The sequence below is a fragment of the Bacillus sp. H1a genome, assembly GCF_000633475.1.
GTDB classification, from domain to species: domain Bacteria; phylum Bacillota; class Bacilli; order Bacillales; family Bacillaceae_G; genus Bacillus_A; species Bacillus_A paramycoides.
Genome location: NZ_AYMH01000070.1, coordinates 18,631 through 41,640 on the forward strand (window position 1 = coordinate 18,631; position 23,010 = coordinate 41,640).

Genomic DNA, 23,010 nt, shown 5'->3' on the forward strand with positions numbered 1-23,010 from the left:
TTGGGCTTTTATGGGATAAAAATATTTTTACGAAATAATAACATTATGTAAACTACTTATACAAAAAAGCTGTCTTTATAAAAAAGACAGCTTTTTCTATAACACTATATTAAAAATTGAATACGAAGTCATCATCCGATAACTTTTCAACATTTGTTGCTTTTACGTAACCATTTCCTTTTACAGAGAAGAAATCATGGTTTTTCGTATCTGTACGTAAACCATTTAAAACGATTGGGTTAATTTCTTCTTCCTCAAACTTCGGCTCAAGTCCTAGGTTCATAAGTCCTTTATTCGCATTGTAACGAACGAAACGATTTACATCTTCCACAAGACCGATAGAAGTATAAATTTCTTCTGTATATGCCATTTCAATTTCATACAGTTCCATTAATAACTCTTGTGTTTCTTTTTGCACTTCTTGTTGTTCTTCTGCAGAAAGTTCCGCGAAGATTTGTTGTGCTAAAATACCAACGAATACACCGTGAATTGACTCGTCACGAATTATTAAGTTAATAATCTCACCACTTGCAGTCAATTTTCCTTGCCCTGCTAAGTAAAGTGGATAGAAGAATCCACTATAGAATAAGTAACTTTCTAAGAACACACTTGCTACCATTGCCATGTATAACTCTTTTTTCGTTACTTCAGGCTTTAATAAACGACGATAGTAACTAGTAATAATACCAGCCTTTTTCTCAAGTAATGGATGATTATCTACCCATTCAAAAATATCATCAATTTCTTCTTCCGTAGCTAACGTTGTGAAAATATGACTGTAACTCTTCGCATGTACTTCTTCCATAGCTCCCATGAAAGCTAATACACTTTTCGCTTGTAAATTTTCAAGATGAACAAGTACAAGAGGCATCCCTTCGCCACCTTGTTTCGTATCTAAAAGTGTTAAACCACCTAATACACGCTTATACGCAATTTGCTCTTCTTTTGATAATTGCACCCAAGTATTTTTGTCAGAAGACACTGCGATTTCTTCTTCTGTCCAAAACTGAGCGATGTTTTGCTTCCAAAACATTAAACTAAAATCATCTTCTTTTTTGTTCCAGTTTACCGCACGCATTAAATCGCCCCTTCTCTCTAAATAAACATGAAAAATTGATAACTAAGCATGAGCAGGGTTCAGAAAAACCCTGCTCACAATGTCTCACTTTTTCTTATTAAACAGTACAAGCTACGCACTCTTCCACGCTTAATTTACGTGTTCTCGTATAATACAGACTCTTCAAGCCTTTTTTATGTGCATAAATGTAGTAACGTGCTAACTCACGTGTTGAAATATCACTATTAACATAAAGAATTGTACTAATTCCTTGGTCAATGTGTTCTTGAACTTCAGCGATTAAATCAATTAGTTTAAATTGATTCATATCATAAGAAGATTTATAGTACCAGAACGTATCTTTTGATAAATATGGCATTGGATAATATGTTGTCGCATTCGCATACGTTCTTGATTCGATTTGACTTACGATCGGCATTACACTTGAAGTTGCATTTTGAACGTAACTGATAGATTGTGTTGGAGCGATAGCAAGACGATATGAGTTATATAACCCATTCTTCTGCACTTGCTCTTTTAAACTTGTCCAATCTTCTTTTGTTGGAATATGAATTCCTTCAAATAGTTGCTGAACTTTCTCAGTTACTGGGCTATAATCTGTCGTTTCATATTTTTCAAAGTATGTGCCTTTTGCATAATCCGATTTATCAAAGTCTTTAAATGTTTCGCCTTTTTCTTTAGCGATCTCCATACTCTTCTCAATAGAATAGTAATTTAACATCATAAAGAATGTACGAGCGAACTCTTTCGCTTCTGCACTTTCATAAGCGATTTTGTTTTTCGCTAAATATCCGTGTAAGTTCATTGCGCCAAGTCCAACTGAATGCAGCTCGTCATTTGCTTTTTTCACAGTTGGTGCATTCGGAATGATCGTCATATCAGAAACAGCTGTTAAAGCTTCCATTCCCGCATGAACCGCTTCACGAATTTCTTTATTTTCCATTACGTTTACGATATTTAATGAACCTAAGTTACAGTTAATATCGCGGCGGATAATGTCATCCGTACCGTAATCATTTATTTCAGAAGTTTCTTGAAGCTGGAAGATTTCTGTACACAAGTTCGACATCTTCACAGTTCCAATATCCTTCAGTGGATGTTGGTTATTTGCATTAGATTTAAACATTAAGTATGGGTAACCAGACTCAAGTTGAATCATCGCAATTTTAATAAGCATATCACGCGCACTAATATCTAGTGGCTTCTTCTTCACTTTCGGATTGCTCATTAATTCATCGTACATTTCATCAATGTCAATATCATCTAAATGCTTTCCGTATTCTTTAAACACCGTATAAGGCGCGAAAACATGGAAAGGTTCATTTTTCTCAGCAAGCTCAAAGAACTTACTTGGAACGATAATCCCGATTGATAGAGACTGAATACGGCTCTTCTCATCGGCATTTATTTTTTTTGTATCAAGGAATTCAATAATATCCCAATGGAAAATGTTTAAGTATACAGCGCCGGCACCTTTTCGTTGCATATTGTTACTCCATATCGTCAAAACGTATGGGGGATAGTCATTTCTGCTATCCTCTCTATATCGCTATAGAGTTCAGACCATATCTTCTTCTCGCCCAATTCTTCATTTAACCATTTATCATATGTTTGATGCACATGAATATGGCATAAACTATAATAACTGTATACACCCTTTGAATTTGGTTGTTTTGAGAAGCCAGGTTCGAGCTACATAGTCACCTACATAGCCACTTGGTCGTTGAACCTTCTCCATATCTAATAGATTTAGGAGCTTGGCTGCTGATTTCCTGCAATCTTGGATTTTTAGGGGCCGCTACGTAATTTCTTCGTAGTATCCTACCTCGATATACTCAGGCGTTCCAGCAATTGACCCGGTTTTATAGTTGAGCCATAAAGTTAACCCAACTGATTCGCATATGAAAACGAATCTTCAAGCAATTTCATAACAGGTACTACACCACTTGCTGCGTTATCAATACCTTTAATTTGCTCACCACGTGCGCGTAGCTTAGATAAGTTTAAAGCTACTCCCCCACCGATTTTCGATAGCTGCATCGCAGTATTAATGTTAAAGCCGATTGAATTTAAGCTATCGTCCATCTCTAACAAGAAACAAGACACCATTTCTCCTCTTCTGCTTCTTCCCGCATTTAAAAAGGTTGGTGTCGCTGGTTGATAGTTTTGTTTTACAATCATGCTTGCGAATTGTTTTGCCTTCGCAACCTCACCGCGTCCTAAGTATAATGACACAATTGCTACACGATCTTCATAGCTTTCTAAGTATTGTTTTTGATCATTCGTTTTTAACGCATAATCTTTGTAGAACTTAGATGCTGCCATATAAGATTGGAACTCGAAGTTTTCACCATAAGCGATGTTATATACTTCTTCTACTTCCTCCAAGCTATACTCTTCCAGAACGTTGTAATAGTAATCGTGTTCTTTCATATACTCCATTCGCTCTGCCACGCTATTAAAATGAACGGTATTCTCTCTAGCTTCTTCCATAAAGACTTCTAATGCCTCTTTATCTTTATGAAGCTGATAAAAACCGTCCTGCATTTGCGTGATTTCATTATTCAGTTCAATGTGTCGCAATCTCCCGCACCCTTTCTTTAAAATATTCTACATCATTATTTGTTCCAGATAACTCAAATTTTGATACAATAGGCACTTCATATTTAGCAGAAATTTTGTCAGCACTTGCACCGAACATGTCTCCCCAGTTACGATTGCCGCTTGCAGATACGCCTTTTAATTTGTCATTATTGCGTTCTAAAAAGTCTAAAACACGTTCTGGTACATTGCCAAAACCTGTTGTATACGTAATAAGAATAAATTCTTCATCTAGTACTAGATCTTCATCAATTTGAACGGCCGGCATATTTAATTTGTGGATGAAACGCTTCACGTTTCCTGTCATAGAATCATATGCAACTAACATTTCCGACCCTCCCTCTCCAATCTATATTCTCTGTATGTCGTTTCTTGATTTCTCTATATATTGTATTACGTTTCAAAATAAGACACAAGATATATGTATAAATTCTTTCTTTTTTTAACTTTTACTTTTCGACATGACCGTCGATTTTTTTCAATACAATGACTATGAAACAACATTCTAAAACTCATGTCAATAAAGTGCTTTTCGAAAAAGTTGTCAACGGATTTAACCTTATTTTAAAAAAAGTTAACAATATTTTTTGTCATAAAACGGTAAATGCTGGAGGAATATATTTCTCCAGCATCACGCAAAAAAGAACAGACTTTAAACGATAATCTGTTCCAAAAAACGATTACATTTATCCAATTTACTTTATTAAATATTATACATATCCTCTTATTCCTCGTTACATACTAAAAGATAACTATTATAGAAAAGGATTATTATTATGGAGCTTCAATTTATTTATGAAAAAATTTTATATGTTTATTCACAATGTTCAATACGCAAAATATCTTTCACAAATATATGATGGGGATTCTCATCTTTATCAAGTAACGTACATACAGGAGCTTCTTCATCAAAGTATACGATCATTCCTTCTACGTACTGGTATGTACGCTGAACTTGTACAGTTACTTTAATCTCTGCCGCTTGCTCATATGCCCGTTTTATTTTCTGAAGCATTTTCGCTGAACACTTTCGTTTCTCTGGATACATAACCATTCCCATAAATCTATTCCCAGCTCTATCTTTCCACATATAATCCCAATGTGGTAATATGCCTTGTTTAAAATCGCCCATAATTCTCCTCTCCCTTATCTTCTATTTACGAACGTGGTGTTTCTGAATATGTATAAATCACCTGTCCACCACGCTGTGCGTTCCCAATAATATGTTTAAAATCTTCTCGATTTACAACAACTTCCCTAAACGTATAAAATACATCTTTCGTTGCAATATACTCCTTTATTTCACCATTTTTCAGCTGATCCAAAATTGTATTTGCTAATTGTTCATCCATGTATTTCACCTCTCTGCAATATTTTATTTTATCGCATCTTCTATAGGTCGACAACGGTAAAATTATCCCGTTACTATTATGTAATGCACTTTCATTATTTTTATAGCTATATCACTTTATTATATTCGCACTAAATATCATATACTAACATAGCTACTTCTCTATATCAAACTTTTTGACACCCTGTATAACAAAGTTCCAAATCACTGTTTGATATTTTGTTTTATGCTACAATATATACGTAGAACTAGGAGGGATACTATGATTCGGAAAGCAAAAAAGACAGATGCGGTAGAAGTAGCACCTTTATTGTATAACGCTCTGCACGAAATTGCTGAAAAAATCACAGGTAGCACAGTTGAAGCAAAAGTAATACTAGGACTTGAAACATGGTTCGCAAAAGAAAATAATCGATTGAGCTATGAAAACTGTTTAGTGGCTGAACAAGGCGGAAAGGTAGTTGGGGTTATTGTCGTTTATCACGGTAGTGACGCTGAACAACTTGATGCACCAATTGTACGCTACTTAAGAGAGTTACATGGAGATGAATCCATTACGTTAGAAAAAGAAGCTGAACTTGATGAGTATTATATTGACACGTTGTCAGTTTCAAGTATGTACAGTGGACGTGGTATTGGCTCTAAATTAATCGAGGCAGCTGAACTTCAGGCAGCTGAAAAAGGTCATGAAAGAATCGCCTTACTTGTTAACTTAGAAAACAAACGCGCTTTTTCACTATATGAAAAACTTGGTTACAAAGAAGATAAAACCGTTATGCTCGTTGGCGAACCATATGCCCATCTAATAAAGCCATTACGTATATTAGTTTCCATGTTTTAAAAAGAAAGAGGCTGCCAAAAAGTAGCTATTCAGCTACTTTTTGGACGGCCTCTTTTAAGTTAATTTTGTATTTAATACATTTCCATTCATCGCCTCATGAAATGTATACGCTGTACATCCCCACGGCTTACGATGAAAAATAGGAGGCCCAGACCACCCCATTGCCCTCAGTTCTGTACCAATCATCGTATTAAAATAACTATGGCTTACTAGCGCTATACGCCCGTGTACAAGCGCATAGCGATGTAACATGTTAGCAGCTTCTCTTGCTCGTTCTCTCGCTTCTTTATAAGACTCAACTTCTTTATGATATCCAACCATCCATAAAGCACGTCCAATGAAAAACCACGTCCCAGTTTTACATTTAAACCATGATGGTGCAAAAAAAGTCGATGGCACTTCTACTTCTCTAAAAAGTGAGCTTTGTATAAAAGACAAGGAATCCATTAATTCCGCTGCTGACTGCACAGCACGTCTTTGATCGCTCGATACAATCAACTTTGCTGATTCAATTGCCTCAATCGTTTCTATTGGTATGTTACATTCTCTGCTCCCATTATCTCCATCATACCTCTTCAGCCATTCATGAAATGAAGTAATTGTCATCGGTTCTATAGCACTATTCAAACGACCATGACGAATAAAAGAAATCCGCATTCTTTCCACTCTCCATTCATCACTTACGAACTATATTATGTACAATTTCTTACATTCATCATAACATGCTGAAAATGAAAGTTACACATTGCTACATATCACCACCACTATCATGTGTTACCGAAGCATGTATCCCATCCAGACCATCAAAATATGTAGTTGTTTCCTGATGACGAATTTTTTTCAACTGTATATAAGAAAATAAAAATAAAAATAACGCTATAAAACTCCCCACAACTTCAAACATCATTTTACCGCCCCTAGTTTCTCCCACTTTAATAGGTCATTGTACATCTTTATTATACTCCTATATAAAGATGTATGCATTTTTATCATTCCTCTTCTAACAACATGTTTTGTGCATATTCCCTTACAAAAGTGAATATTTTTCGAATTTTTACTTTGGAAACATTTACAAATTAGAAAATATAGTTCAAAATAAGAGGAAATAAAAAGCCCAAATTATTCTTTTTTGGGGAAAACTGTAACAAGGAGAGTTGCTTATGCAGATCGCAGAAACTGGAGATATCATTGAATTTAAAGGTGGAATGCAAGGCCGTGTTCAAAAAGTAAATACAAACTCCGTGATTGTTGATATAACTATTATGGAGAATTTTAGAGAACTAGATATGGAACCTCTTACAGTTGTAAGCCATAAAAACTATACTGTTATTAATCAACATGCATAATATAATAGAAAGAAAGGATCTGTATATCATACAGATCCTTTCTTTCTATATATATTAACGATTATCAATTGTTTCTGGATATAGATCGTGATTCATCATGCGGTAGTCTGCCATTTCCTCATACTTAGTTCCTGGGCGACCGTAGTTACAGTAAGGATCGATTGAAATCCCACCACGTGGTGTAAATTTTCCCCATACCTCAATATAACGTGGATCCATTAATTTAATTAAATCATTCATAATAACGTTCATGCAATCCTCATGAAAGTCACCATGATTTCGGAAGCTAAATAAATATAGCTTTAATGATTTACTCTCTACCATTCTTTGTTCTGGAATGTAGCTAATATAAATTGTCGCAAAATCTGGTTGTCCTGTTTTCGGACATAAACTTGTAAATTCAGGACAATTGAATTTTACAAAGTAATCACGGTTTGGATGGTTATTATCAAATACCTCTAAAATTTCCGGGCTATATTCAAATAAATATTTTGTATTTTGATTTCCTAATAATGTTACATCTTTTAAATCTTCATCTAATCTTCCTGCCATTTTAAACATCCCTTCTCGTTATACCCCTCGTTTATTTCCCCATACTAACGCATGAAGCTGAGGCAGTACTTTCGCATCATTCATTTCTTTACAGTGCACAGCTTTTTCAATAAGCCACTCATATTTTTCTAATAAGTTTTTAATAAGCATTGCATCATCCACTGTTTTCGTATCATCATTCCCTACTTGTAAGAAAAATGGTACATTTGGATAACGCTCGTGCATCTTGACTGCATATTCAAAATCTTGATCATCGAATACTACTACTTTTAAACTAAAATCTTTCCCTGCTAGTTTATGAATAATAGAATCTAACATCTGAAAATCTGTTTTCATCGTTGAACTTGGTGGTTTTGGAGAAATCGTTACCTCATCAATTTGAAGTAACCAATCTTGCCATTTACTCCCTTGCGTTTCTATCGCTGTTCGCATACCATTCTCTTTTAATATAGAAAGAAGAAATTGCATATTTTTCAGTAAAACAGGATTTCCACCTGAAATCGTAACATGAGAAAAATTATCTCCACCAATTGCTACAAGCTCACTCCAAATATCTTCCGGTGTCATTTGTCTAATTTGCTCTTTTGCTGACCCATCCCATGTAAAAGCGGAATCACACCAAGCGCAGCTATAATCACAGCCCGCTGTACGGATAAACATTGTCTTTTGTCCTACAACCATCCCTTCTCCTTGAATGGTCGGGCCAAATATTTCTAAGACAGGGATTTTACTCATCGAGCATCCACTCCCGTCTTACTTCCGCATAACTAGTCGGTGTTTCAAAAAGACGAACAAATTCAACACGAGCTCCCTTGTATTCGTTCACACGATTATCTTTTATTAATGCTTCTGCCATCTTTTCATAAATCCATACGACCATATTTTCAGCAGTCGTATTCATTGCTGGCAATGTTTCGTTTAAATAACGATGATCTAAATAAATTTCTATTTCATTTTTCCAAATTTCTTTTATATCTCCAAAGTCAATTGCAAGGCCTATTTCATTTACATATCCACTAATTCCAAACACGACTTTATATGTGTGGCCATGTAAATTTTTACATTTTCCTTCATAACAGTGTAAATGGTGCGCTGCATCAAATGTAAATTCCTTGCTGACCATTACTCTTTTATTATGATATTTGAGTTGTTCACGCTGAATATCCTTGTCCATTTTTTGCAAATTTTCTACGATGCGAAATCCAAAAAAGTTATCCATTAGTTGTTCGCTCCTTCGCGTTCTTGTAGATACGTATCTAATCCTGCTTTACGAAGTTGACATGCTGGACATTCACCGCAACCATCACCAATGATTCCGTTATAACACGTTAATGTTTTTTCTCTAACAAACTCGAATGCTCCAAGTTCATCTGATAATTTCCATGTCTCTGCTTTATCAATCCACATAAGTGGTGTATGAATAACAAACGGATAATCCATAGATAAATTTAATGTAACGTTTAATGATTTCACAAACACGTCACGGCAATCTGGATAACCACTAAAATCAGTTTCACATACACCCGTTACAATATGACGTGCTCCCACTTGTTTTGCTAATACCGCAGCAAATGATAAGAATAGTAAATTTCGTCCATCTACAAATGTCGATGGCAATTCACCTTCTTCATGTGTAATCTCCATATCCGTTCTCGTTAACGCATTTGGAGCAAGTTGATTTAATAGGCTCATATCTAGTACCGTATGTTTAATACCTAGCTCTTTCGCAATTTCTGCTGCACAATCAATTTCTAACTTATGACGTTGATTGTAGTTAAACGTTACAGCTTCCACTTCTGCGAACTGTTGCATTGCCCAAAATAAACATGTTGTACTATCTTGTCCACCACTAAAAACAACAACTGCTTTTTCCTTTTTCATTTTACTCATTCTCCTTCTCTACTACGAATAAGAAGAAAGAACGTTCTTGAACTGTCACAATAAAAAAACAAAACAATACCTAAGGATATTGTTGTTTCCATAGTTTTTTATAGAGGGAGTTCGCGAACCTCTCCCATGCAGTGCACGGAATTTCTTCTTTCATTGACAAAGATTATTGTAACATATTGTATACTACCAGAAAAAATTTCTGATTTTTCCGCTATTTCATATTTCATTTCTTTCATTTTATAGTATGATTAATTTAATGTTAGAAGAGAGGAGGCACCCCACTGAAGCTCTTTATTATTTACCTCTTTTTAAATATATTATCCATTCTCGTTACAATGCTTGTATATCATTTATTTTGGAATCAGAAAGGGAGACGATCTCCTAAATTAAATTCAGCTATATTTATTGTATTGTGTTGCCTCGCTACCATACTATGTATCACTTTTGCAGCAAAAACAAATAATGGTTTTCAATTTGATATGCGTCATATCGTATTAATTGTCGGCACATTAACAGGAGGACCTATTGCTGGGGGTTCTATTTTAGTTGTATTAAACATATATCGCTTTTTATTAGGAGGAATAGGTGTTTTTCCATCCTTTATCGCTTCTATTCTCCTATTTATTGTTCTACTATTGACATACAAACTTTTTAATCGAAGTTCTAATCATGTAAAAATAACACTTGCTATTTTTTACAGTCTCACATACGGGTTTGGTTGGATACCTTTCTTCCTTTCAGAGGTTACAAATAGGGCAGATTATATACCACATATCATTGTATACGAACTATGTACGATGGTTGGCACGATCCTTATTTTATATTTACTACACATATTACAGACGCAAGTTCGTCTCCAAAATGAACTTATGAACGCCGAAAAATTTCATTTAATCGGTGAAATGGCAGCTTCCATCTCTCATGAAATTCGCAATCCTTTAACTTCAACGAAAGGATTTTTGCAACTTTTACAGTCGGATACATGTTCTGAGGAAGAGCGAAAATTATATATCGACATAGCCATTAATGGTATCGAACAAGCAAATCATGTTCTTACCGACTACTTAACTTTTGCGAAACCGAGTATTGAAAAAGAACAACGATTACAAGTAGAAGAAGAATTACTTCATGCGTTGTCTTTGATCACACCTCTCGCCAATTTAACAAATGTTCGTATACATTATATAAAACAAAGTACCTCTTTCTTTATCGCTGGCGAAAAACAAAAACTGAACCAATGCTTATTAAATATTTTTAAAAACTGTATTGAGGCTATGCCTACAGGTGGTGACCTTATTCTTACATTAGTTCCAGACCATAAACATATACAATTATATATAAAAGATACAGGAGTTGGTATGGATCAAGAACAAGTAAAACGCCTTGGGTCACCTTTCTACTCAACAAAAGAGAAAGGGACCGGACTCGGAATGATGGTCGTCTTCAGTGTCATTCAAGCAATGGATGGAAAAGTTGATATTATAAGTGAAAAAGGTACAGGTACAACCTTCTTATTAACTTTCCCGCTCATACAAAAAACGTGATGGAGTTCATCACGTTTTTTCTGTTCCTTCAACTAATTCTGCAAAAGCTTTCACTTTCCCATGTGGCTTTTGATTTTCTTTTCGAGCTTTCCAGGCGCGCTCTTCTTCTCTCTTTTTCCTTGACATGTTTTTCAACTCCTTCTTTTCTTTTCTCCATGTAGTATTCCAAAATGTGAAAGAAAACTATGCATAAATAAAAAAGAAAAGAAGCGGTTCCCCACTTCTTTCACTTTATCCCGCTATTTGTGGGCAGTAAGACTCCCACCTCAAAATTCGGATGTAAAGCTAAGAAGTTAGAGTGAAGTCGGGCTGCCCGTAAATGCCCGATTGATGCGGAATGCCTCCCCAATGATTAAAGTTTCACTTTAACGCTGTAAAATTGCATATTTCGCTTCTTTTAGTTGTGTAAGATGTCTTTGCTCATGCAAATCAAGAAATTGAACCCATTGGTATAAATTCAAATCATTAAAAACAGGATGCTTTAATCCGTTTTCAAATAATTCTTTTTCATCTATTACGCTATGCAGCGCGTGTAATAATTCTTGTCGTGAATGTTCTAGTAATTGAATGCCTTGTAGTTTTTTCATTAATGTTTCTGTTGGTTTCATTTGTTGAGGAGCTTCTCGTTTATGTGTGCGATCAAGCGTAAGCTGGAGGTCTTTAAATGGAGCAAATTTTCTTTCTTTTTTTTGCAAAGCATATACAAGGGCAGATGTGACAGACTGTTCAACTAAATGTAAGTGATGCAAAATTTGAATAATACTCCATTTATCACGGCGTGGCTTTACATTCACCTCCGTATCATTTAACATTTCAATTTCTGATAACAGCGTGCTTCGTGTAGACTGTAATGAGTGCACTAAAGTTTCTAAACTAACATCCATATTAGATTGAAGCATAATTCTTTCCCCCCTTTTGTTGGTGAAAAGAGGTGCTCCTTATTAGAAACACCCCGTTGATAATTCTGAATTTTCTTTTATTATCTCATCATTTTTCCATTATGTCGATGTTAAACATGTGAAAAAAACGCATGTTTTTTTACAATTTTGTGTCGTCTACTGCGCGTAACCATGCTTCAATTTCTGTAATTACACTTTTTACACAATCTTCAGCAAATGGCGATGTTAAATTTGCAACTTCTACTAATTCTAAGAATGACTTACTTCCACCTTGTTGACAAAGATTCACATAATCTTCCCATGCCTCTTGTCTATTATCTCTCGCACGTTTCCAAAATTGTAGTGCACAAATTTGAGCTAGCGTGTAGTCAATATAGTAGAACGGTGAACTATAAATATGTCCCTGACGTTGCCAGAAACCACCGCGCTCTAAATAATCATTATCTTCATAATCACGATGTGGTAAATACTTCTTCTCTATGTTACGCCATGCTGACTTACGCTCTGCTGGCGATGCTTCTGGATTTTCATATACATAATGCTGATACTCATCAACAGATACACCGTACGGTAAGAATAGAAGAGCTGAACTTAAGTGTGAGAAATAATATTTATCTGCATCTTCTTCAAAGAATAACTTCATCCATGGCCATGTAAAGAATTCCATACTCATAGAATGAACTTCACACGCTTCATATGTTGGCCAATTATACTCTGGAATTTCATATTTACGACTTTCATATACTTGGAAAGCATGGCCCGCTTCATGTGTTAGTACATCAATGTCACCAGACGTTCCATTAAAGTTTGAGAAAATGAACGGCGCTTTATAATTCTCGATATATGTACAATATCCGCCACCAGCTTTTCCTTTTTTCGCAACTAAATCTAATAAATCGTTATCTAGCATAAAATTGAAAAATTCATCTGTTTCAGCTGATAACTCTTTATACATCGTTTTCCCATGATTAATAATCCAATCCGCATCTCCTTTTGGCGTTGGGTTACCTGTAGCAAACTCAAAGTTTTCATCATAATAAGCGAGCTTTTCTACACCGATGCGTGCTTTTTGTCTATTTCTTAACTCTGTTGCAACCGGAACTATGTAATCCAATACTTGCTGACGATAGTTCGCAACCATTTCAGCATTATAATCTGTACGATACATTCTTGCATATCCTAATTCAACAAAGTTCTTGAAACCAAGTGATTTCGCGATTTTCGTTCTCACTTTAACAAGCTCATCATAAATACGATCTAATTCTCCCTCATTCTCAGCTAAAAATCCGTAGTATGCTTCACTTGCTGCTTTACGTTCGCCTCTTTCTTTTCCTTGCATAAAAGGAATAAGTTGCGATAACGTTCTTTCTTCTCCTGCAAAGTCAATTTTTGCAGATGCTAATAACTGTGTATATTGTGAAGACAATTTATTCTCTAATTGTAAATCTTTCACTACTTCATCTGAATATGTTTTTAAATCACATTCAGCTAAAGCAAATAATTGCTTCCCATAATATGCTTCTAATTCTTCACGGAATGGAGAATTAATTAACGCTTTATAATACTTCGTTCCATAACCTTGTACAACTGGAGAGTATTCATCAAAGAAATCTTGTTCTTCCTTATAAAAGGCATCTGTCGTATCCACAGAATGACGAATGTAACAAAGATTCCCCATTGTACCAAAATTATTGCGAATTTCATTAATTGAATTGATCACTTGTTTTTGTTCTTCAATCGTTTTTGCATTATCGAATTTTTCTAAAGCAACAGTAAATTTCTCTTTTATTTCTTCAATATTTGGCCGTTTATATTCATAGTCTTTAAATGACATGAACGAGCCCCCTCTCCGTTATATGTATCTTTACTATAATTCAATGCTTACTTACGAATCTCCTCTTATTCTTCACCAAAATTCGGTAGTTACTGTCCTGATTATATGCAAACAAAAAAGCTTTGGATTTCTTTATCCAAAGCCCCTTTGGAACATAACATCATTTTTCATACTTTCCGATTTTTTTCAATAGATCAAGTAATTCATCCTTCTCATCCTTCGTTAGCATTTCAAAAGACTGATGTATAACTTGCTTATGACCTGGAAAAATAGAAGCAATAAAGTTCTCTCCAGACTCCGTTAATTGTGCATAAATTACACGTCTATCATTTGGACATGGAATTCGCTTTACAAGCCCTTTTTTCTCTAGCTTATCTACAACGTATGTAATGCTACCACTAGCTATTAAAATACGCTCACCAATTTGCTGAAGTGGTTGGCCTCCTTTATGATATAGGAGTTCTAATACAGCAAACTCAGTTGGATTTAATCCGTTACTTTGAATGGATTTATTTGTAATATCCATAACAGAACGATGTACACGGGATAATGCAATAAATACTTTTAAAGATTGAGAAATATCTTCTCGCTCATTATTTGATGTCATACCATTTCAACCCTTCACTTAAATTCTCCGCAACAAAAAGAAAAGCAATGTAGTACTTCATTACAATTTCCGAATGAACATTCACTCATCCCTTTTCCTTTCCCTAATATAATGCAAATGATTCTTAAATAAAAACATGACAATTTTAACATAGTTTATATATAATGATAATAAAAAAGAAGGAGTACCAAATTTGAAAGTCAAATTACAAAGCATAGTTTGTTACATACTGCTTGTTATACTGCCAACGATAGGGATTGGTACCACATTTTTTTCGTATCACACTTATCAAATGAAACAGGAAAACAAACTATCTGCTCATACTGTTCTCTTTTTATATAGAGACTATTTGGACCATCACCTTGGTGAAGCTATTTCTGCCTTAGAAATGCTCGCGAAAGTTGTAGGAACCGAAACAGGAAACATAAATGGAATTAAACAGATTGTACACGATACAGATGGAAATGATGAACGTTTTTCTGGTCTATATTACGCTACGACAGATGGGATAATTACACTCGCATCCGAAGGTGAATCAACGCACGTTGATGTCTCTGACCGCCAGTACATTCAAGATGCATTACAATCTAAGAAAACAACTGTATCATCAGTTATAACAGATCGCGTCCTTGGGCATCAGGCTATTATGATTGCCTCTCCAATATTTAATAAACAAAAGGAACTCTCTGGATTATTGTTAGCTAGTTTACGCTTTGACTACATTTCATCCTCTTTAAATGCTATTAAACCACAATATCATTTCGAAGTGACTGATAAACATGATGTAGTTTTTCTAACCGATGATAATAATGAAACAAGCGATGAGCATTCTAATATGCTTACTATCCCACTCCAAAGATTAAACTGGAAGGTCTCTGTTTCTCCGTTACCTATTCATCAACAAACCTTATACCGGTTAGTTTCAATAGAATGTACAGCTACTTTATTTTTAATGTCTATTTTATTTTTACTTGTTCAATATATGTTATTAAAACGGCAAACAAAACTAGAAAGACAACAAAATGAACTACAAAAAATTGAATTGGTTGGAACTTTTGCGGCTAGTACAGCTCACGAAATCCGTAATCCTCTTACTGGAATTAAAGGACTCGTTGCTCTATTAAAAGAGAAATATAGAGATGAACAGGATCAGTTCTACTTTTCAGTGATTGAACAAGAAATAGAACGTATTAATGAGATTGTAAGCGAATTTCTTATTTTTGGGAAGCCAACTGCCATCATTGAACAAACATATGATGTAAGAACGATTCTTAATGAGGTAGCAGTAATTATTCAATCTGAGGCGAATTTGCATAATATTATATTCCATTTACATTTGCCAGACCATCCTGTTCATATACGTTGCTCAAAAGACCATATGAAACAAGTGGTTTTAAATATTACCAAAAATGCAATTGAAGCTATGACTTCTGGGGATACATTAACCATTGTAGTAACAAACAATGAAAAACACGCACAATTGCAAATTATTGATACCGGAAAAGGAATTCCAAAACATATTCAAAAACACCTCTTTCATCCGTTCTTTACTAATAAAGATACTGGAACAGGTCTTGGACTTGTCATATGTAAACGAATTGTAGAGATGTACAATGGGCACATTTTTATTGATAGTAAAGAAAGCAAAGGAACGACAGTTCATATCGAGATTCCATTACACAGAGTATAATTATCCTTATCCCAAAAGGATAATTATACTTATTTCATAAAACCAGCCACAAGCATTCGCCAAAAATTACTCGATTTTCCTTCATACCCTATTTGAAAAATAGGTGCCTTTATAATTGAAAACCATTTCGGTGTTTGTTTTTCTTTATAACGCTGATACTGTAAAATAAGCTTGTCCAATTCTTGACTAACTTGAATTGTCTCCATACTATTTAATCCACTTGTCAATCCTGATTGAATCATTTCTTCACGTTTCATATGAATATCATGCGAAAGCTTTTCTAATGTGTACTTCCTTTTTACAGTAAACATCCATATCCCCCTTAGTATTCTTCCATGCTCTCAACTTCACTTCTACATTGATCTTTCAACTTCTTAATCACATTCAAATTTGAAGAATCAGAAATTTTAACATTTTCTCCCTGTAATTTACAAATCTTTACCCTCACTTTGAGAATTATTACAAATTATTCTATCTTTGTAAATACATTCGCAATAATAGACATTTTTTTCATCTTCTTTTTTTATAAATACCAAGTAAACAGTGGGTTCTCTATTTTCCATATACTTTTCTTCGACATTTTTTGTTTAATTTATATAAAAACGCAAAACATAATGATGATTTATAAAATAGAAAGGAAATACTTATATGCGCAAATACACTATTACATTGCTCGTTTTTACCCTGTTCGTACCCTTCTTCTTATTTCCTATTCAAGCAAACGCCCATACGAATAAAGTTGCTATTGTCATCGATGATTTCGGCAATAATATGAAAGGGACGGATAAAATGTTATCACTTCCTATTCCACTCACTATTGCTGTTATGCCATTTCTGCCTTCCACTAAAGAAGATGCGATAGCAGCCCATAAAAAAGGTCATGAAGTTATTATACATATGCCAATGGAGCCAATTAAAGGAAAGAAAGAATGGCTTGGACCAAAAGCGATTACAACAGATTTAAGTGATGAAGAAATAAACAATCGACTCGAACAAGCAATTCAAGAAGTGCCGCATGCAATTGGAATGAACAATCATATGGGATCAAAAGTAACCGCTGATGAAAGAATTGTACGTCTTATACTTTCTGCCTGTAAAAAACACGGTTTATTTTATTTAGATAGTAAAACAAACCCTAATAGTGTTGTCCCAAAAATCGGTAAAGAATTAGGGGTGCCTATTATTGAAAACCAATTATTTTTTGATGATGTATATACGGCAGATCATGTTTCAAGACAAGCCCAATTACTCATAAAAAAAATTCAAGAAAAACCCATTATGGTAGCTATCGGACACGTTGGCCCTCCAGGGGAAATTACATCACGTGTTATCGAAACTTCTATTCCTAAAATTCGCGAGCATGCAGACTTCATCTTTTTATCTGATTTAGCATTATCTCCACCACCCGTTTCGAAATAAAATTCATATACCCTACTAAAAAAAGGTACTCATCTACACATAGTAGATGAGTACCTTTTTCAATTTAAATATAATCTACGTGACTCACCCGAAATCCCTTTTTCTCTATTCTTCCAATTAATTGCTTTAATGTTTTTTCATTTAACTCATCTGATATATTTACGATAACACGGCGAATATATTGATCACCGTTATCTAAAGTAAACATTCCACCGATATTGTATGCCTTTAACAATGTCCCAATTTCTTTAATCGTTCCCTTACAATCTTGTGTTGCAATCGTTAATATATACCCACCTGTTCGCATACCAAACGAATCTTCAATAACATCAAATACATTAGAATGTGTTAAAATACCAACAAATTCATTATAATCATTTAAAACCGCTAAAAATGGAAGACGACGAATAACATAAAAAGCTCTGAAAAAAGAATCCTTTTCAAAAATAAACGCATATGAATCTTCCAGCACATCTCCCGTACTTACATGTTCTAATCCGCTATTACACTTCTTTTCTAAAAGGTCTACTTTATAAATAATCCCTGTGAATTTCTTCTCATCTTCTGCTAATACAGGGATTGCTCGAAATCCCGTTTCATTCATAATTTGCAATGCCCGTTCACCGGAATCATTCATTTTGCAAAAGGTAACCTGCTGTTTCGGCAGAAAATGATATTTAACTCGCAAAATATGTTCCTCCTTACATGTCAACATGTAATCTATATATAATAAGGAGACCTATATTTTATGAGTAAAATTATTTTTAAAACGCTTTCATTCATTTGAAATGATAACCATTGTTAATAAATTTTTATATCACAGAACTTTTTGCCCCTTTTATCATTAAAAGCTTTACGTGATAGTTCATTAAATACTCTATACCTTCCAACCATTTTTTCGTTTCTTCTGGAGTTTTCCCCCACACAATCATTCCGTAATTATGAACAAGAACTACCCCTCCGCCTTCAACAAAATTCGGAACATTACTTTCTAATAAATTAGCGAATTTTTTTTCATCTTCTACAATTGGAATTGTCATTTCTGTAATACCTTCTTTTCCAAAAACACGTTCCACGCTGCGTTTCTCAAATGTTACTTCTCCTTCTTTCCCATATAACTCTGACATTAAATGGCTATCTACAGTTTGCACTTGTAAAATACATTCCGCACTGCTTTTTTTATAAATATCCGCGTGCATAAAAGATTCTGAAGCTGGTTTTTCTTCGTTCTCAAATACTGGCTCACACATGCAATTTACAACGATAAAATCCTCTTCCGAAAATAACCCTTTATCTCTTCCTTCTACATTCACTAAAAATGTTAATGGCTCTTTTGACGTACACATCGATAAACTAATTTTTGTGCCATAAAACCAATCGCGAAGTGCCAACTCTGCTTTCACATCTTTTAATTCATTCCATTTCTTCAGAAAAAATAACATTTCGTCACCCCCGGCGTAATATTAATATAATGTTCAAATCCTTTCTATGTAAAAGGATTATTTTTTGATTATTCTAAAAATTTAATTGAATTATCACATGAGAAAGCCTTTTTGTCAATACGGTTTCACCACTCTTCGTAAAAATAGGCGACTCACATGTAAACACTCCTGTCTATTACCTACTTAATCTTGTACATATAAAAAATACGTTATTCTTCTTATTAAAGAATAACGTATTTTTCTCATTATTAGGTAAATCTAATACTTTAAGATGAGTCATTTTAGCAAGTGGTGTCACATCTTCAAGTTGATTTTTCCCGATCCATAATTCATCTAATTGATTCATTTGATCAATGCCCGATAAATCTTTAACGTTATTACGTGTTAATACTAAATCTTTTAAAGGTAATGAGTAGAACAGTGTAATATATTCAATTTGATTACCTGCTAAAGTTAAGTATGTTACATTTTTTAATTACATTAAATTTATATTTCCGGCTATAAAAAATAAAAAGCCCTTTATTCAAAGGGCCTTCTTACCTATCGTATGAAGAATTTCACTTTTTTCTTTTTCATTAATAACACCGATTTTTTGCAAAATATTCGTGTACAATACAAGTTTATTATATATCCGTTCCGACATTCCCGTCCCCTCTTTCCTCCAGCCAACTTTTTTTCTATTGGTAAATTATATGAAGGAAATGAGAAAATGTGTCCACTTTTTGCACGAATACAAATCTTTTCTCCCACTATTCAAAATCATATCAAAATTTATGTTAAGTGATTCCAACTATCCATAAAAGCTGGATGGCTAGCAAACAGTCCATTGAATGTTATGCTTTTTAGCTTCTTCTTCAAAACTACATGGCATTTTCTTATCACAAATGACATGTTGAATACGAGAAAATCCCGCTATTCTATAATTCCCTTTTACGCCTACCTTTGTATGATCACATAAAATATATGTTTTCTCAGCTAGTTTAATCATCGCTTCTGACAGTTTCGCTTTTTCTAATTCAAAGCTGGAAACCCCAAAACTTGGTAACAATCCATCAATCGAAACGAACGCTTTATGAAAATGAAATTGATGGATAACTTGCTGGGAAATAGATCCTGACACACGTGAATGCTTTGGAGATACTTTTCCGCCAATAAATAGAACTTCACCATGAAACATCTTTTTATTAATAGAAGAAATTAATTGTGTTGCTACTGGAAATGAACTTGTTACAATTGTTAAGTTTTTGCGATGAACAAGGTATGGAACCATTTGAAGTGGTGTGCTCCCATCATCAATAGCAATGACATCACCATCTTCCACAAATGTCGCTGCTTTATAACCAATTCTTTTCTTCTCTTCTATATGCAGCATCTCTCTTTCTAACATCGGTGCCTCTACCCCAGCTCCTGGAAGTTGAACAGCTCCTCCATACACTTTCTTCAGCTTTTTTTCACGATCTAATTCTTCTAAATAACGGCGAATTGTTTCTGTTGATACTGCAAACTCTCTCGCTAACTCCGAAACTTTCACTTTCCCTTTAAACTCTACCTTTTCAAGAATGGTTCGCTTTCTTTCTTCTCCTACTACAGACATAGCTTCACCCCATTTATATCTACCTCATGAAATTCTTTGCTTATACCAAGTTATAATTCTCTTTTTCAGTAAAAACCTCTTCATGAATATGAATACCGCGCTTTTCTAGTTCATCAAAAATTATTTGTGGATTTTCGAAAGCCTCTTCGGGCGTTAAAACACCGACTTTATTAACAACACCCTTTGCCATTAACTCTGTAGCAATCCCAAATGGAATACCGACGTTCCTCGTATAGGCTCTTAATTCTTCCCATCCTTTGATTGATCCATCAGATAGCGGGTGTGTATGATATAAAACATGTCGCTGTTTCTCATTATTTTTCATACCTATTACTTCTACATGAAGTGCATAACCATAAATTTCTGTTTCTTGTCCTTCTTTCGATTGTAGTAAATATTTCGAAATACAATCCATAATACCAATTTCTTTACCGTCTATTTCAATCTGATCATTACGTAAAATACCATAATCATATAAGGCACGTACGAGCTGCATATTTTGCTTTGGCCAAGTTCCTCTTGTTTCAATCAGTTTGACACCTTTATTTTCTAGTGCTTTTGCTAACGTAATCGTTTCAGAATGCGGGATTATATACTGTGTTGTTTTACCGTAAGGCGCTGGCAATTCAATTTCTCTTGGGCGCGCAAACGGAGGCACTTGCTTAAACTCACCGTCTTCATACACTGTACGCGATGGTAAATGCGGATCATATTCATATGTCGTTGTCTCTGTAATTGATGCTGAAAAAGCAATTGGACGATACGAACCGTGACTTACACGAACTGACTCTACACTATCTAGCTGGTTTGCTGCATGCATTGCCATCATTTGCGTTACACCTGGCGTCATACCAAAACCAGGTAAACATTTTTTTCATTTTGAACAAATATAGAATGGGATTCATTTTCTTCACCAAATCCATTCAAGTTCACACCGTGACACCCAGCTTCCGCAATACAGCGAGTAGACAGTCCATTTAACTTTATCGTCGTGCCATCCATTACAATGTCATAGCCTTTCATTTTTGCGACCGTATCCTCATGATTTGTCACATCGACTTTCACAAAATCAACACGAGGATCATTTAACCACTCTACTACTTTACGACCCTCTTCTTCATTAAAATCGGCTACTGTAATCTTCTCAAATGATGAAAATTGAACTAAATCCAAAATTGCTTCACGACATATTTTACCTGCTCCACCTAAGCAAAATACTTTCAACCTATAACAACTCCTTTAGCAATACTATCAACTAAACGATTAATATCTTCTTCATGTACATCACCGATATTTCCAATGCGGAACGTATCTACTTTCGAAATTTTCCCAGGGTAAATAACAAAGCCATCACGCTTTAATTCGTTATATAATCGTTGAAACTCGAATTCGCCTTCTGGATAAATGAAAGATGTAATAATAGGAGATTGATATTTTTCATCTACTAGTGGCTTAAAGCCGATTTCTTTCATTCTGTTCACTAATAGTTTTTGATTGTTGTAATAGCGATTGTAACGTGCTCTAACTCCGCCTTCTTCTTCTAATTCAAGTAATGCTTGATAAAAAGCACGTACAATATGAGTTGGTGAAGTAAAACGCCATTTCCCATTTTGTTCTTCCATCGTTTCCCACTGATCGTATAAATCTAATGATAATGAGCGTGCTTGCCCTTTACACTTTAACAATTCCTCACGCTTTGCGATAACAAAGCCGAATCCAGGAACACCTTGAATACATTTATTCGCACTACTAATTAAAAAATCAATTTGCAAATCAGCAATATCTATTTCAATACCGCCGAAACTACTCATTGCGTCAACCAGTGTAACTTTTCCGTATTGCTCCCCTAATTTACATACATCTACAATTGGATTAATAATACCTGTTGTTGTTTCACAATGAACAACTGCAATATGAGTAATCTCTTTATCTTGTTGCAATAACTTTTCTACTTCTATAATATTAGTTGGCTCCCACTCTTCTGTTTGACTGACCACCACATCTATATGTAACATCTCTGCCATTTGCACAATTCTCTTACCGTACGCACCATTTGTACAAACGAGAAGCTTTCCGTTTTTAGGAACAACAGAACCAATTACAGATTCAACTGAAAACGTACCGCTTCCTTGCATTAAAACCGTTGTATATTTCTCTTCTTCCTTTGTTGCCAATGATACAAGTCTATTTCTTACATCTTGTACCATCGTATTATATTCAACATCCCACGTACACCAATCATATAACATTACTTCTTTTACAGTTTTTGTTGTCGTTAATGGTCCTGGCGTTAGTAATAAATAGTGATTTTCATTCATGATC

At 34.6% G+C, this 23,010-nt stretch carries 24 protein-coding genes, 4 pseudogenes and 1 riboswitch; of the genes and pseudogenes, 5 read left to right on the forward strand and 23 right to left on the reverse strand.

Annotated elements, in window-relative coordinates:
• Positions 1 to 109 precede the first annotated feature (109 nt).
• The 6 genes and pseudogenes from nrdF to U860_RS0126950 all read right to left on the reverse strand — a co-directional run bounded on the left by nrdF (position 110) and on the right by U860_RS0126950 (position 5,031).
• The gene (nrdF, locus tag U860_RS0126925) at positions 110 to 1,078 is read right to left on the reverse strand and encodes a class 1b ribonucleoside-diphosphate reductase subunit beta (protein ID WP_025150964.1); all 969 of its coding nucleotides are present in this window, start codon (positions 1,076 to 1,078) and stop codon (positions 110 to 112) included.
• Positions 1,079 to 1,175: 97 nt separating this feature from the next.
• Positions 1,176 to 2,576: pseudogene (locus U860_RS0126930) on the reverse strand (ribonucleoside-diphosphate reductase subunit alpha); the annotation flags it as partial.
• A 386-nt stretch (positions 2,577 to 2,962) separates the two neighbouring features.
• Positions 2,963 to 3,661, reverse strand: a pseudogene (locus U860_RS0126935) (ribonucleotide reductase N-terminal alpha domain-containing protein); the annotation flags it as partial.
• Positions 3,648 to 4,007, reverse strand: a complete 360-nt coding sequence (gene nrdI, locus U860_RS0126940) for a class Ib ribonucleoside-diphosphate reductase assembly flavoprotein NrdI (RefSeq protein ID WP_002170995.1) — start codon at positions 4,005 to 4,007, stop codon at positions 3,648 to 3,650. The pseudogene U860_RS0126935 and the gene nrdI, both read right to left, overlap by 14 nt.
• Before the next feature lie 486 nt (positions 4,008 to 4,493).
• On the reverse strand, positions 4,494 to 4,811 hold the full coding sequence (locus U860_RS0126945) for a hypothetical protein (protein WP_002170994.1): 318 nt from the start codon (positions 4,809 to 4,811) through the stop codon (positions 4,494 to 4,496).
• 25 nt (positions 4,812 to 4,836) lie between these two features.
• The gene (locus tag U860_RS0126950) at positions 4,837 to 5,031 is read right to left on the reverse strand and encodes a hypothetical protein (protein WP_025150965.1); all 195 of its coding nucleotides are present in this window, start codon (positions 5,029 to 5,031) and stop codon (positions 4,837 to 4,839) included.
• 261 nt (positions 5,032 to 5,292) lie between these two features.
• Here U860_RS0126950 and U860_RS0126955 point away from each other — a divergent pair, with 261 nt between their 5' ends.
• Entirely contained in the window at positions 5,293 to 5,871 is a 579-nt protein-coding gene (locus U860_RS0126955; protein ID WP_025150966.1) for a GNAT family N-acetyltransferase, read from the forward strand.
• Between the two features lie 54 nt (positions 5,872 to 5,925).
• On the opposite strand, the gene U860_RS0126960 is transcribed toward U860_RS0126955, so the two are convergent.
• Positions 5,926 to 6,528 carry a histidine phosphatase family protein gene (locus tag U860_RS0126960; RefSeq protein ID WP_025150967.1) on the reverse strand — a complete coding sequence of 201 codons (603 nt, stop codon included), beginning with the start codon at positions 6,526 to 6,528 and terminating at the stop codon, positions 5,926 to 5,928.
• A gap of 91 nt (positions 6,529 to 6,619) precedes the next feature.
• Positions 6,620 to 6,802 (reverse strand): hypothetical protein, encoded by a 183-nt coding sequence (locus tag U860_RS35705; protein WP_081806944.1) that lies wholly within the window; start codon positions 6,800 to 6,802, stop codon positions 6,620 to 6,622.
• A 229-nt stretch (positions 6,803 to 7,031) separates the two neighbouring features.
• On the opposite strand from U860_RS35705, the gene U860_RS0126975 reads away from it, so the two are divergent.
• Positions 7,032 to 7,217 carry a DUF2187 family protein gene (locus U860_RS0126975; protein WP_025150969.1) on the forward strand — a complete coding sequence of 62 codons (186 nt, stop codon included), beginning with the start codon at positions 7,032 to 7,034 and terminating at the stop codon, positions 7,215 to 7,217.
• A gap of 54 nt (positions 7,218 to 7,271) precedes the next feature.
• Here the strand turns inward: U860_RS0126975 and queF are convergent, their stop codons facing one another.
• Genes queF through queC form a run of 4 tightly spaced genes read right to left on the reverse strand, consistent with a single transcriptional unit; the run spans position 7,272 to position 9,650 of the window.
• Positions 7,272 to 7,769: a preQ(1) synthase gene (gene queF / locus U860_RS0126980; protein WP_025150970.1), complete on the reverse strand. Its 498-nt coding sequence runs from the start codon at positions 7,767 to 7,769 to the stop codon at positions 7,272 to 7,274.
• Positions 7,770 to 7,787: 18 nt separating this feature from the next.
• Positions 7,788 to 8,504, reverse strand: a complete 717-nt coding sequence (gene queE / locus U860_RS0126985) for a 7-carboxy-7-deazaguanine synthase QueE (protein ID WP_025150971.1) — start codon at positions 8,502 to 8,504, stop codon at positions 7,788 to 7,790.
• Positions 8,497 to 8,988 carry a 6-carboxytetrahydropterin synthase QueD gene (queD, locus tag U860_RS0126990; protein WP_025150972.1) on the reverse strand — a complete coding sequence of 164 codons (492 nt, stop codon included), beginning with the start codon at positions 8,986 to 8,988 and terminating at the stop codon, positions 8,497 to 8,499. Before queD ends, queE begins: the two co-directional genes overlap by 8 nt.
• The gene (gene queC, locus U860_RS0126995) at positions 8,988 to 9,650 is read right to left on the reverse strand and encodes a 7-cyano-7-deazaguanine synthase QueC (RefSeq protein WP_025150973.1); all 663 of its coding nucleotides are present in this window, start codon (positions 9,648 to 9,650) and stop codon (positions 8,988 to 8,990) included. The genes queD and queC overlap by 1 nt, the downstream gene beginning before the upstream one ends.
• A 93-nt stretch (positions 9,651 to 9,743) precedes the next feature.
• Positions 9,744 to 9,787: riboswitch (PreQ1 riboswitch) on the reverse strand.
• A 207-nt stretch (positions 9,788 to 9,994) separates the two neighbouring features.
• Here queC and U860_RS0127000 point away from each other — a divergent pair.
• Positions 9,995 to 11,203: an ATP-binding protein gene (locus tag U860_RS0127000; protein WP_025150974.1), complete on the forward strand. Its 1,209-nt coding sequence runs from the start codon at positions 9,995 to 9,997 to the stop codon at positions 11,201 to 11,203.
• Positions 11,204 to 11,212: 9 nt separating this feature from the next.
• Here U860_RS0127000 and U860_RS36655 read toward each other — a convergent pair whose 3' ends face one another.
• The 4 genes from U860_RS36655 to U860_RS0127020 form a co-directional block, all read right to left on the reverse strand.
• Positions 11,213 to 11,329 (reverse strand): DUF6254 family protein, encoded by a 117-nt coding sequence (locus tag U860_RS36655; RefSeq protein WP_002170983.1) that lies wholly within the window; start codon positions 11,327 to 11,329, stop codon positions 11,213 to 11,215.
• 239 nt (positions 11,330 to 11,568) lie between these two features.
• Positions 11,569 to 12,102 carry a DinB family protein gene (locus U860_RS0127010; RefSeq protein WP_025150975.1) on the reverse strand — a complete coding sequence of 178 codons (534 nt, stop codon included), beginning with the start codon at positions 12,100 to 12,102 and terminating at the stop codon, positions 11,569 to 11,571.
• A gap of 139 nt (positions 12,103 to 12,241) precedes the next feature.
• Entirely contained in the window at positions 12,242 to 13,936 is a 1,695-nt protein-coding gene (locus U860_RS0127015) for a M3 family oligoendopeptidase (protein ID WP_025150976.1), read from the reverse strand.
• Between the two features lie 160 nt (positions 13,937 to 14,096).
• A complete protein-coding gene (locus U860_RS0127020; RefSeq protein ID WP_002170980.1) occupies positions 14,097 to 14,543 on the reverse strand; it encodes a MarR family transcriptional regulator in 447 nt (148 codons plus the stop codon).
• Between the two features lie 193 nt (positions 14,544 to 14,736).
• On the opposite strand from U860_RS0127020, the gene U860_RS0127025 reads away from it, so the two are divergent.
• Positions 14,737 to 16,233 carry an ATP-binding protein gene (locus U860_RS0127025; RefSeq protein ID WP_025150977.1) on the forward strand — a complete coding sequence of 499 codons (1,497 nt, stop codon included), beginning with the start codon at positions 14,737 to 14,739 and terminating at the stop codon, positions 16,231 to 16,233.
• A 29-nt stretch (positions 16,234 to 16,262) separates the two neighbouring features.
• Here U860_RS0127025 and U860_RS0127030 read toward each other — a convergent pair whose 3' ends face one another.
• Positions 16,263 to 16,544, reverse strand: coding sequence for an aspartyl-phosphate phosphatase Spo0E family protein (locus tag U860_RS0127030; RefSeq protein ID WP_025150978.1), 282 nt, complete (start codon positions 16,542 to 16,544; stop codon positions 16,263 to 16,265).
• Positions 16,545 to 16,881: 337 nt separating this feature from the next.
• Between U860_RS0127030 and U860_RS0127035 the strand changes: the two genes are divergently transcribed.
• Positions 16,882 to 17,652: a divergent polysaccharide deacetylase family protein gene (locus tag U860_RS0127035; protein ID WP_025150979.1), complete on the forward strand. Its 771-nt coding sequence runs from the start codon at positions 16,882 to 16,884 to the stop codon at positions 17,650 to 17,652.
• Positions 17,653 to 17,716: 64 nt separating this feature from the next.
• Here U860_RS0127035 and cbpA read toward each other — a convergent pair whose 3' ends face one another.
• The 6 genes and pseudogenes from cbpA to phnW form a co-directional block, all read right to left on the reverse strand.
• Positions 17,717 to 18,340 carry a cyclic di-AMP binding protein CbpA gene (gene cbpA, locus U860_RS0127040; protein ID WP_025150980.1) on the reverse strand — a complete coding sequence of 208 codons (624 nt, stop codon included), beginning with the start codon at positions 18,338 to 18,340 and terminating at the stop codon, positions 17,717 to 17,719.
• Positions 18,341 to 18,464: 124 nt separating this feature from the next.
• Complete coding sequence (locus U860_RS0127045; protein ID WP_025150981.1) at positions 18,465 to 19,094, reverse strand: class II aldolase/adducin family protein; 630 nt, start codon at positions 19,092 to 19,094, stop codon at positions 18,465 to 18,467.
• Positions 19,095 to 19,335: 241 nt separating this feature from the next.
• Positions 19,336 to 19,569, reverse strand: a pseudogene (locus U860_RS34350) (leucine-rich repeat domain-containing protein); the annotation flags it as partial.
• 336 nt (positions 19,570 to 19,905) lie between these two features.
• Positions 19,906 to 20,688, reverse strand: a complete 783-nt coding sequence (locus U860_RS0127055) for a DeoR/GlpR family DNA-binding transcription regulator (RefSeq protein WP_025150982.1) — start codon at positions 20,686 to 20,688, stop codon at positions 19,906 to 19,908.
• 40 nt (positions 20,689 to 20,728) lie between these two features.
• A pseudogene (locus tag U860_RS32090) lies at positions 20,729 to 21,912 on the reverse strand (saccharopine dehydrogenase C-terminal domain-containing protein).
• A complete protein-coding gene (gene phnW, locus U860_RS0127065; protein WP_025150983.1) occupies positions 21,909 to 23,006 on the reverse strand; it encodes a 2-aminoethylphosphonate--pyruvate transaminase in 1,098 nt (365 codons plus the stop codon). The pseudogene U860_RS32090 and the gene phnW overlap by 4 nt, the downstream one beginning before the upstream one ends.
• Positions 23,007 to 23,010: the final 4 nt, after the last annotated feature.

Excerpts from the sequence above, each read along its gene's own strand:
- nrdF (WP_025150964.1), bottom strand. The coding sequence starts at position 1,078 with ATGCGTGCGGTAAACTGGAACAAAAAAGAAGATGATTTTAGTTTAATG.
- nrdI (WP_002170995.1), bottom strand. The coding sequence starts at position 4,007 with ATGTTAGTTGCATATGATTCTATGACAGGAAACGTGAAGCGTTTCATC.
- U860_RS0126945 (WP_002170994.1), bottom strand. The coding sequence starts at position 4,811 with ATGGGCGATTTTAAACAAGGCATATTACCACATTGGGATTATATGTGG.
- U860_RS0126950 (WP_025150965.1), bottom strand. The coding sequence starts at position 5,031 with ATGGATGAACAATTAGCAAATACAATTTTGGATCAGCTGAAAAATGGT.
- U860_RS0126955 (WP_025150966.1), top strand. The coding sequence starts at position 5,293 with ATGATTCGGAAAGCAAAAAAGACAGATGCGGTAGAAGTAGCACCTTTA.
- U860_RS0126960 (WP_025150967.1), bottom strand. The coding sequence starts at position 6,528 with ATGCGGATTTCTTTTATTCGTCATGGTCGTTTGAATAGTGCTATAGAA.
- U860_RS0126975 (WP_025150969.1), top strand. The coding sequence starts at position 7,032 with ATGCAGATCGCAGAAACTGGAGATATCATTGAATTTAAAGGTGGAATG.
- queF (WP_025150970.1), bottom strand. The coding sequence starts at position 7,769 with ATGGCAGGAAGATTAGATGAAGATTTAAAAGATGTAACATTATTAGGA.
- queE (WP_025150971.1), bottom strand. The coding sequence starts at position 8,504 with ATGAGTAAAATCCCTGTCTTAGAAATATTTGGCCCGACCATTCAAGGA.
- queD (WP_025150972.1), bottom strand. The coding sequence starts at position 8,988 with ATGGATAACTTTTTTGGATTTCGCATCGTAGAAAATTTGCAAAAAATG.
- queC (WP_025150973.1), bottom strand. The coding sequence starts at position 9,650 with ATGAAAAAGGAAAAAGCAGTTGTTGTTTTTAGTGGTGGACAAGATAGT.
- U860_RS0127000 (WP_025150974.1), top strand. The coding sequence starts at position 9,995 with ATGCTTGTATATCATTTATTTTGGAATCAGAAAGGGAGACGATCTCCT.
- U860_RS36655 (WP_002170983.1), bottom strand. The coding sequence starts at position 11,329 with ATGTCAAGGAAAAAGAGAGAAGAAGAGCGCGCCTGGAAAGCTCGAAAA.
- U860_RS0127010 (WP_025150975.1), bottom strand. The coding sequence starts at position 12,102 with ATGCTTCAATCTAATATGGATGTTAGTTTAGAAACTTTAGTGCACTCA.
- U860_RS0127015 (WP_025150976.1), bottom strand. The coding sequence starts at position 13,936 with ATGTCATTTAAAGACTATGAATATAAACGGCCAAATATTGAAGAAATA.
- U860_RS0127020 (WP_002170980.1), bottom strand. The coding sequence starts at position 14,543 with ATGACATCAAATAATGAGCGAGAAGATATTTCTCAATCTTTAAAAGTA.
- U860_RS0127030 (WP_025150978.1), bottom strand. The coding sequence starts at position 16,544 with ATGTTTACTGTAAAAAGGAAGTACACATTAGAAAAGCTTTCGCATGAT.
- U860_RS0127035 (WP_025150979.1), top strand. The coding sequence starts at position 16,882 with ATGCGCAAATACACTATTACATTGCTCGTTTTTACCCTGTTCGTACCC.
- U860_RS0127045 (WP_025150981.1), bottom strand. The coding sequence starts at position 19,094 with ATGTTATTTTTTCTGAAGAAATGGAATGAATTAAAAGATGTGAAAGCA.
- U860_RS0127055 (WP_025150982.1), bottom strand. The coding sequence starts at position 20,688 with ATGTCTGTAGTAGGAGAAGAAAGAAAGCGAACCATTCTTGAAAAGGTA.
- phnW (WP_025150983.1), bottom strand. The coding sequence starts at position 23,006 with ATGAATGAAAATCACTATTTATTACTAACGCCAGGACCATTAACGACA.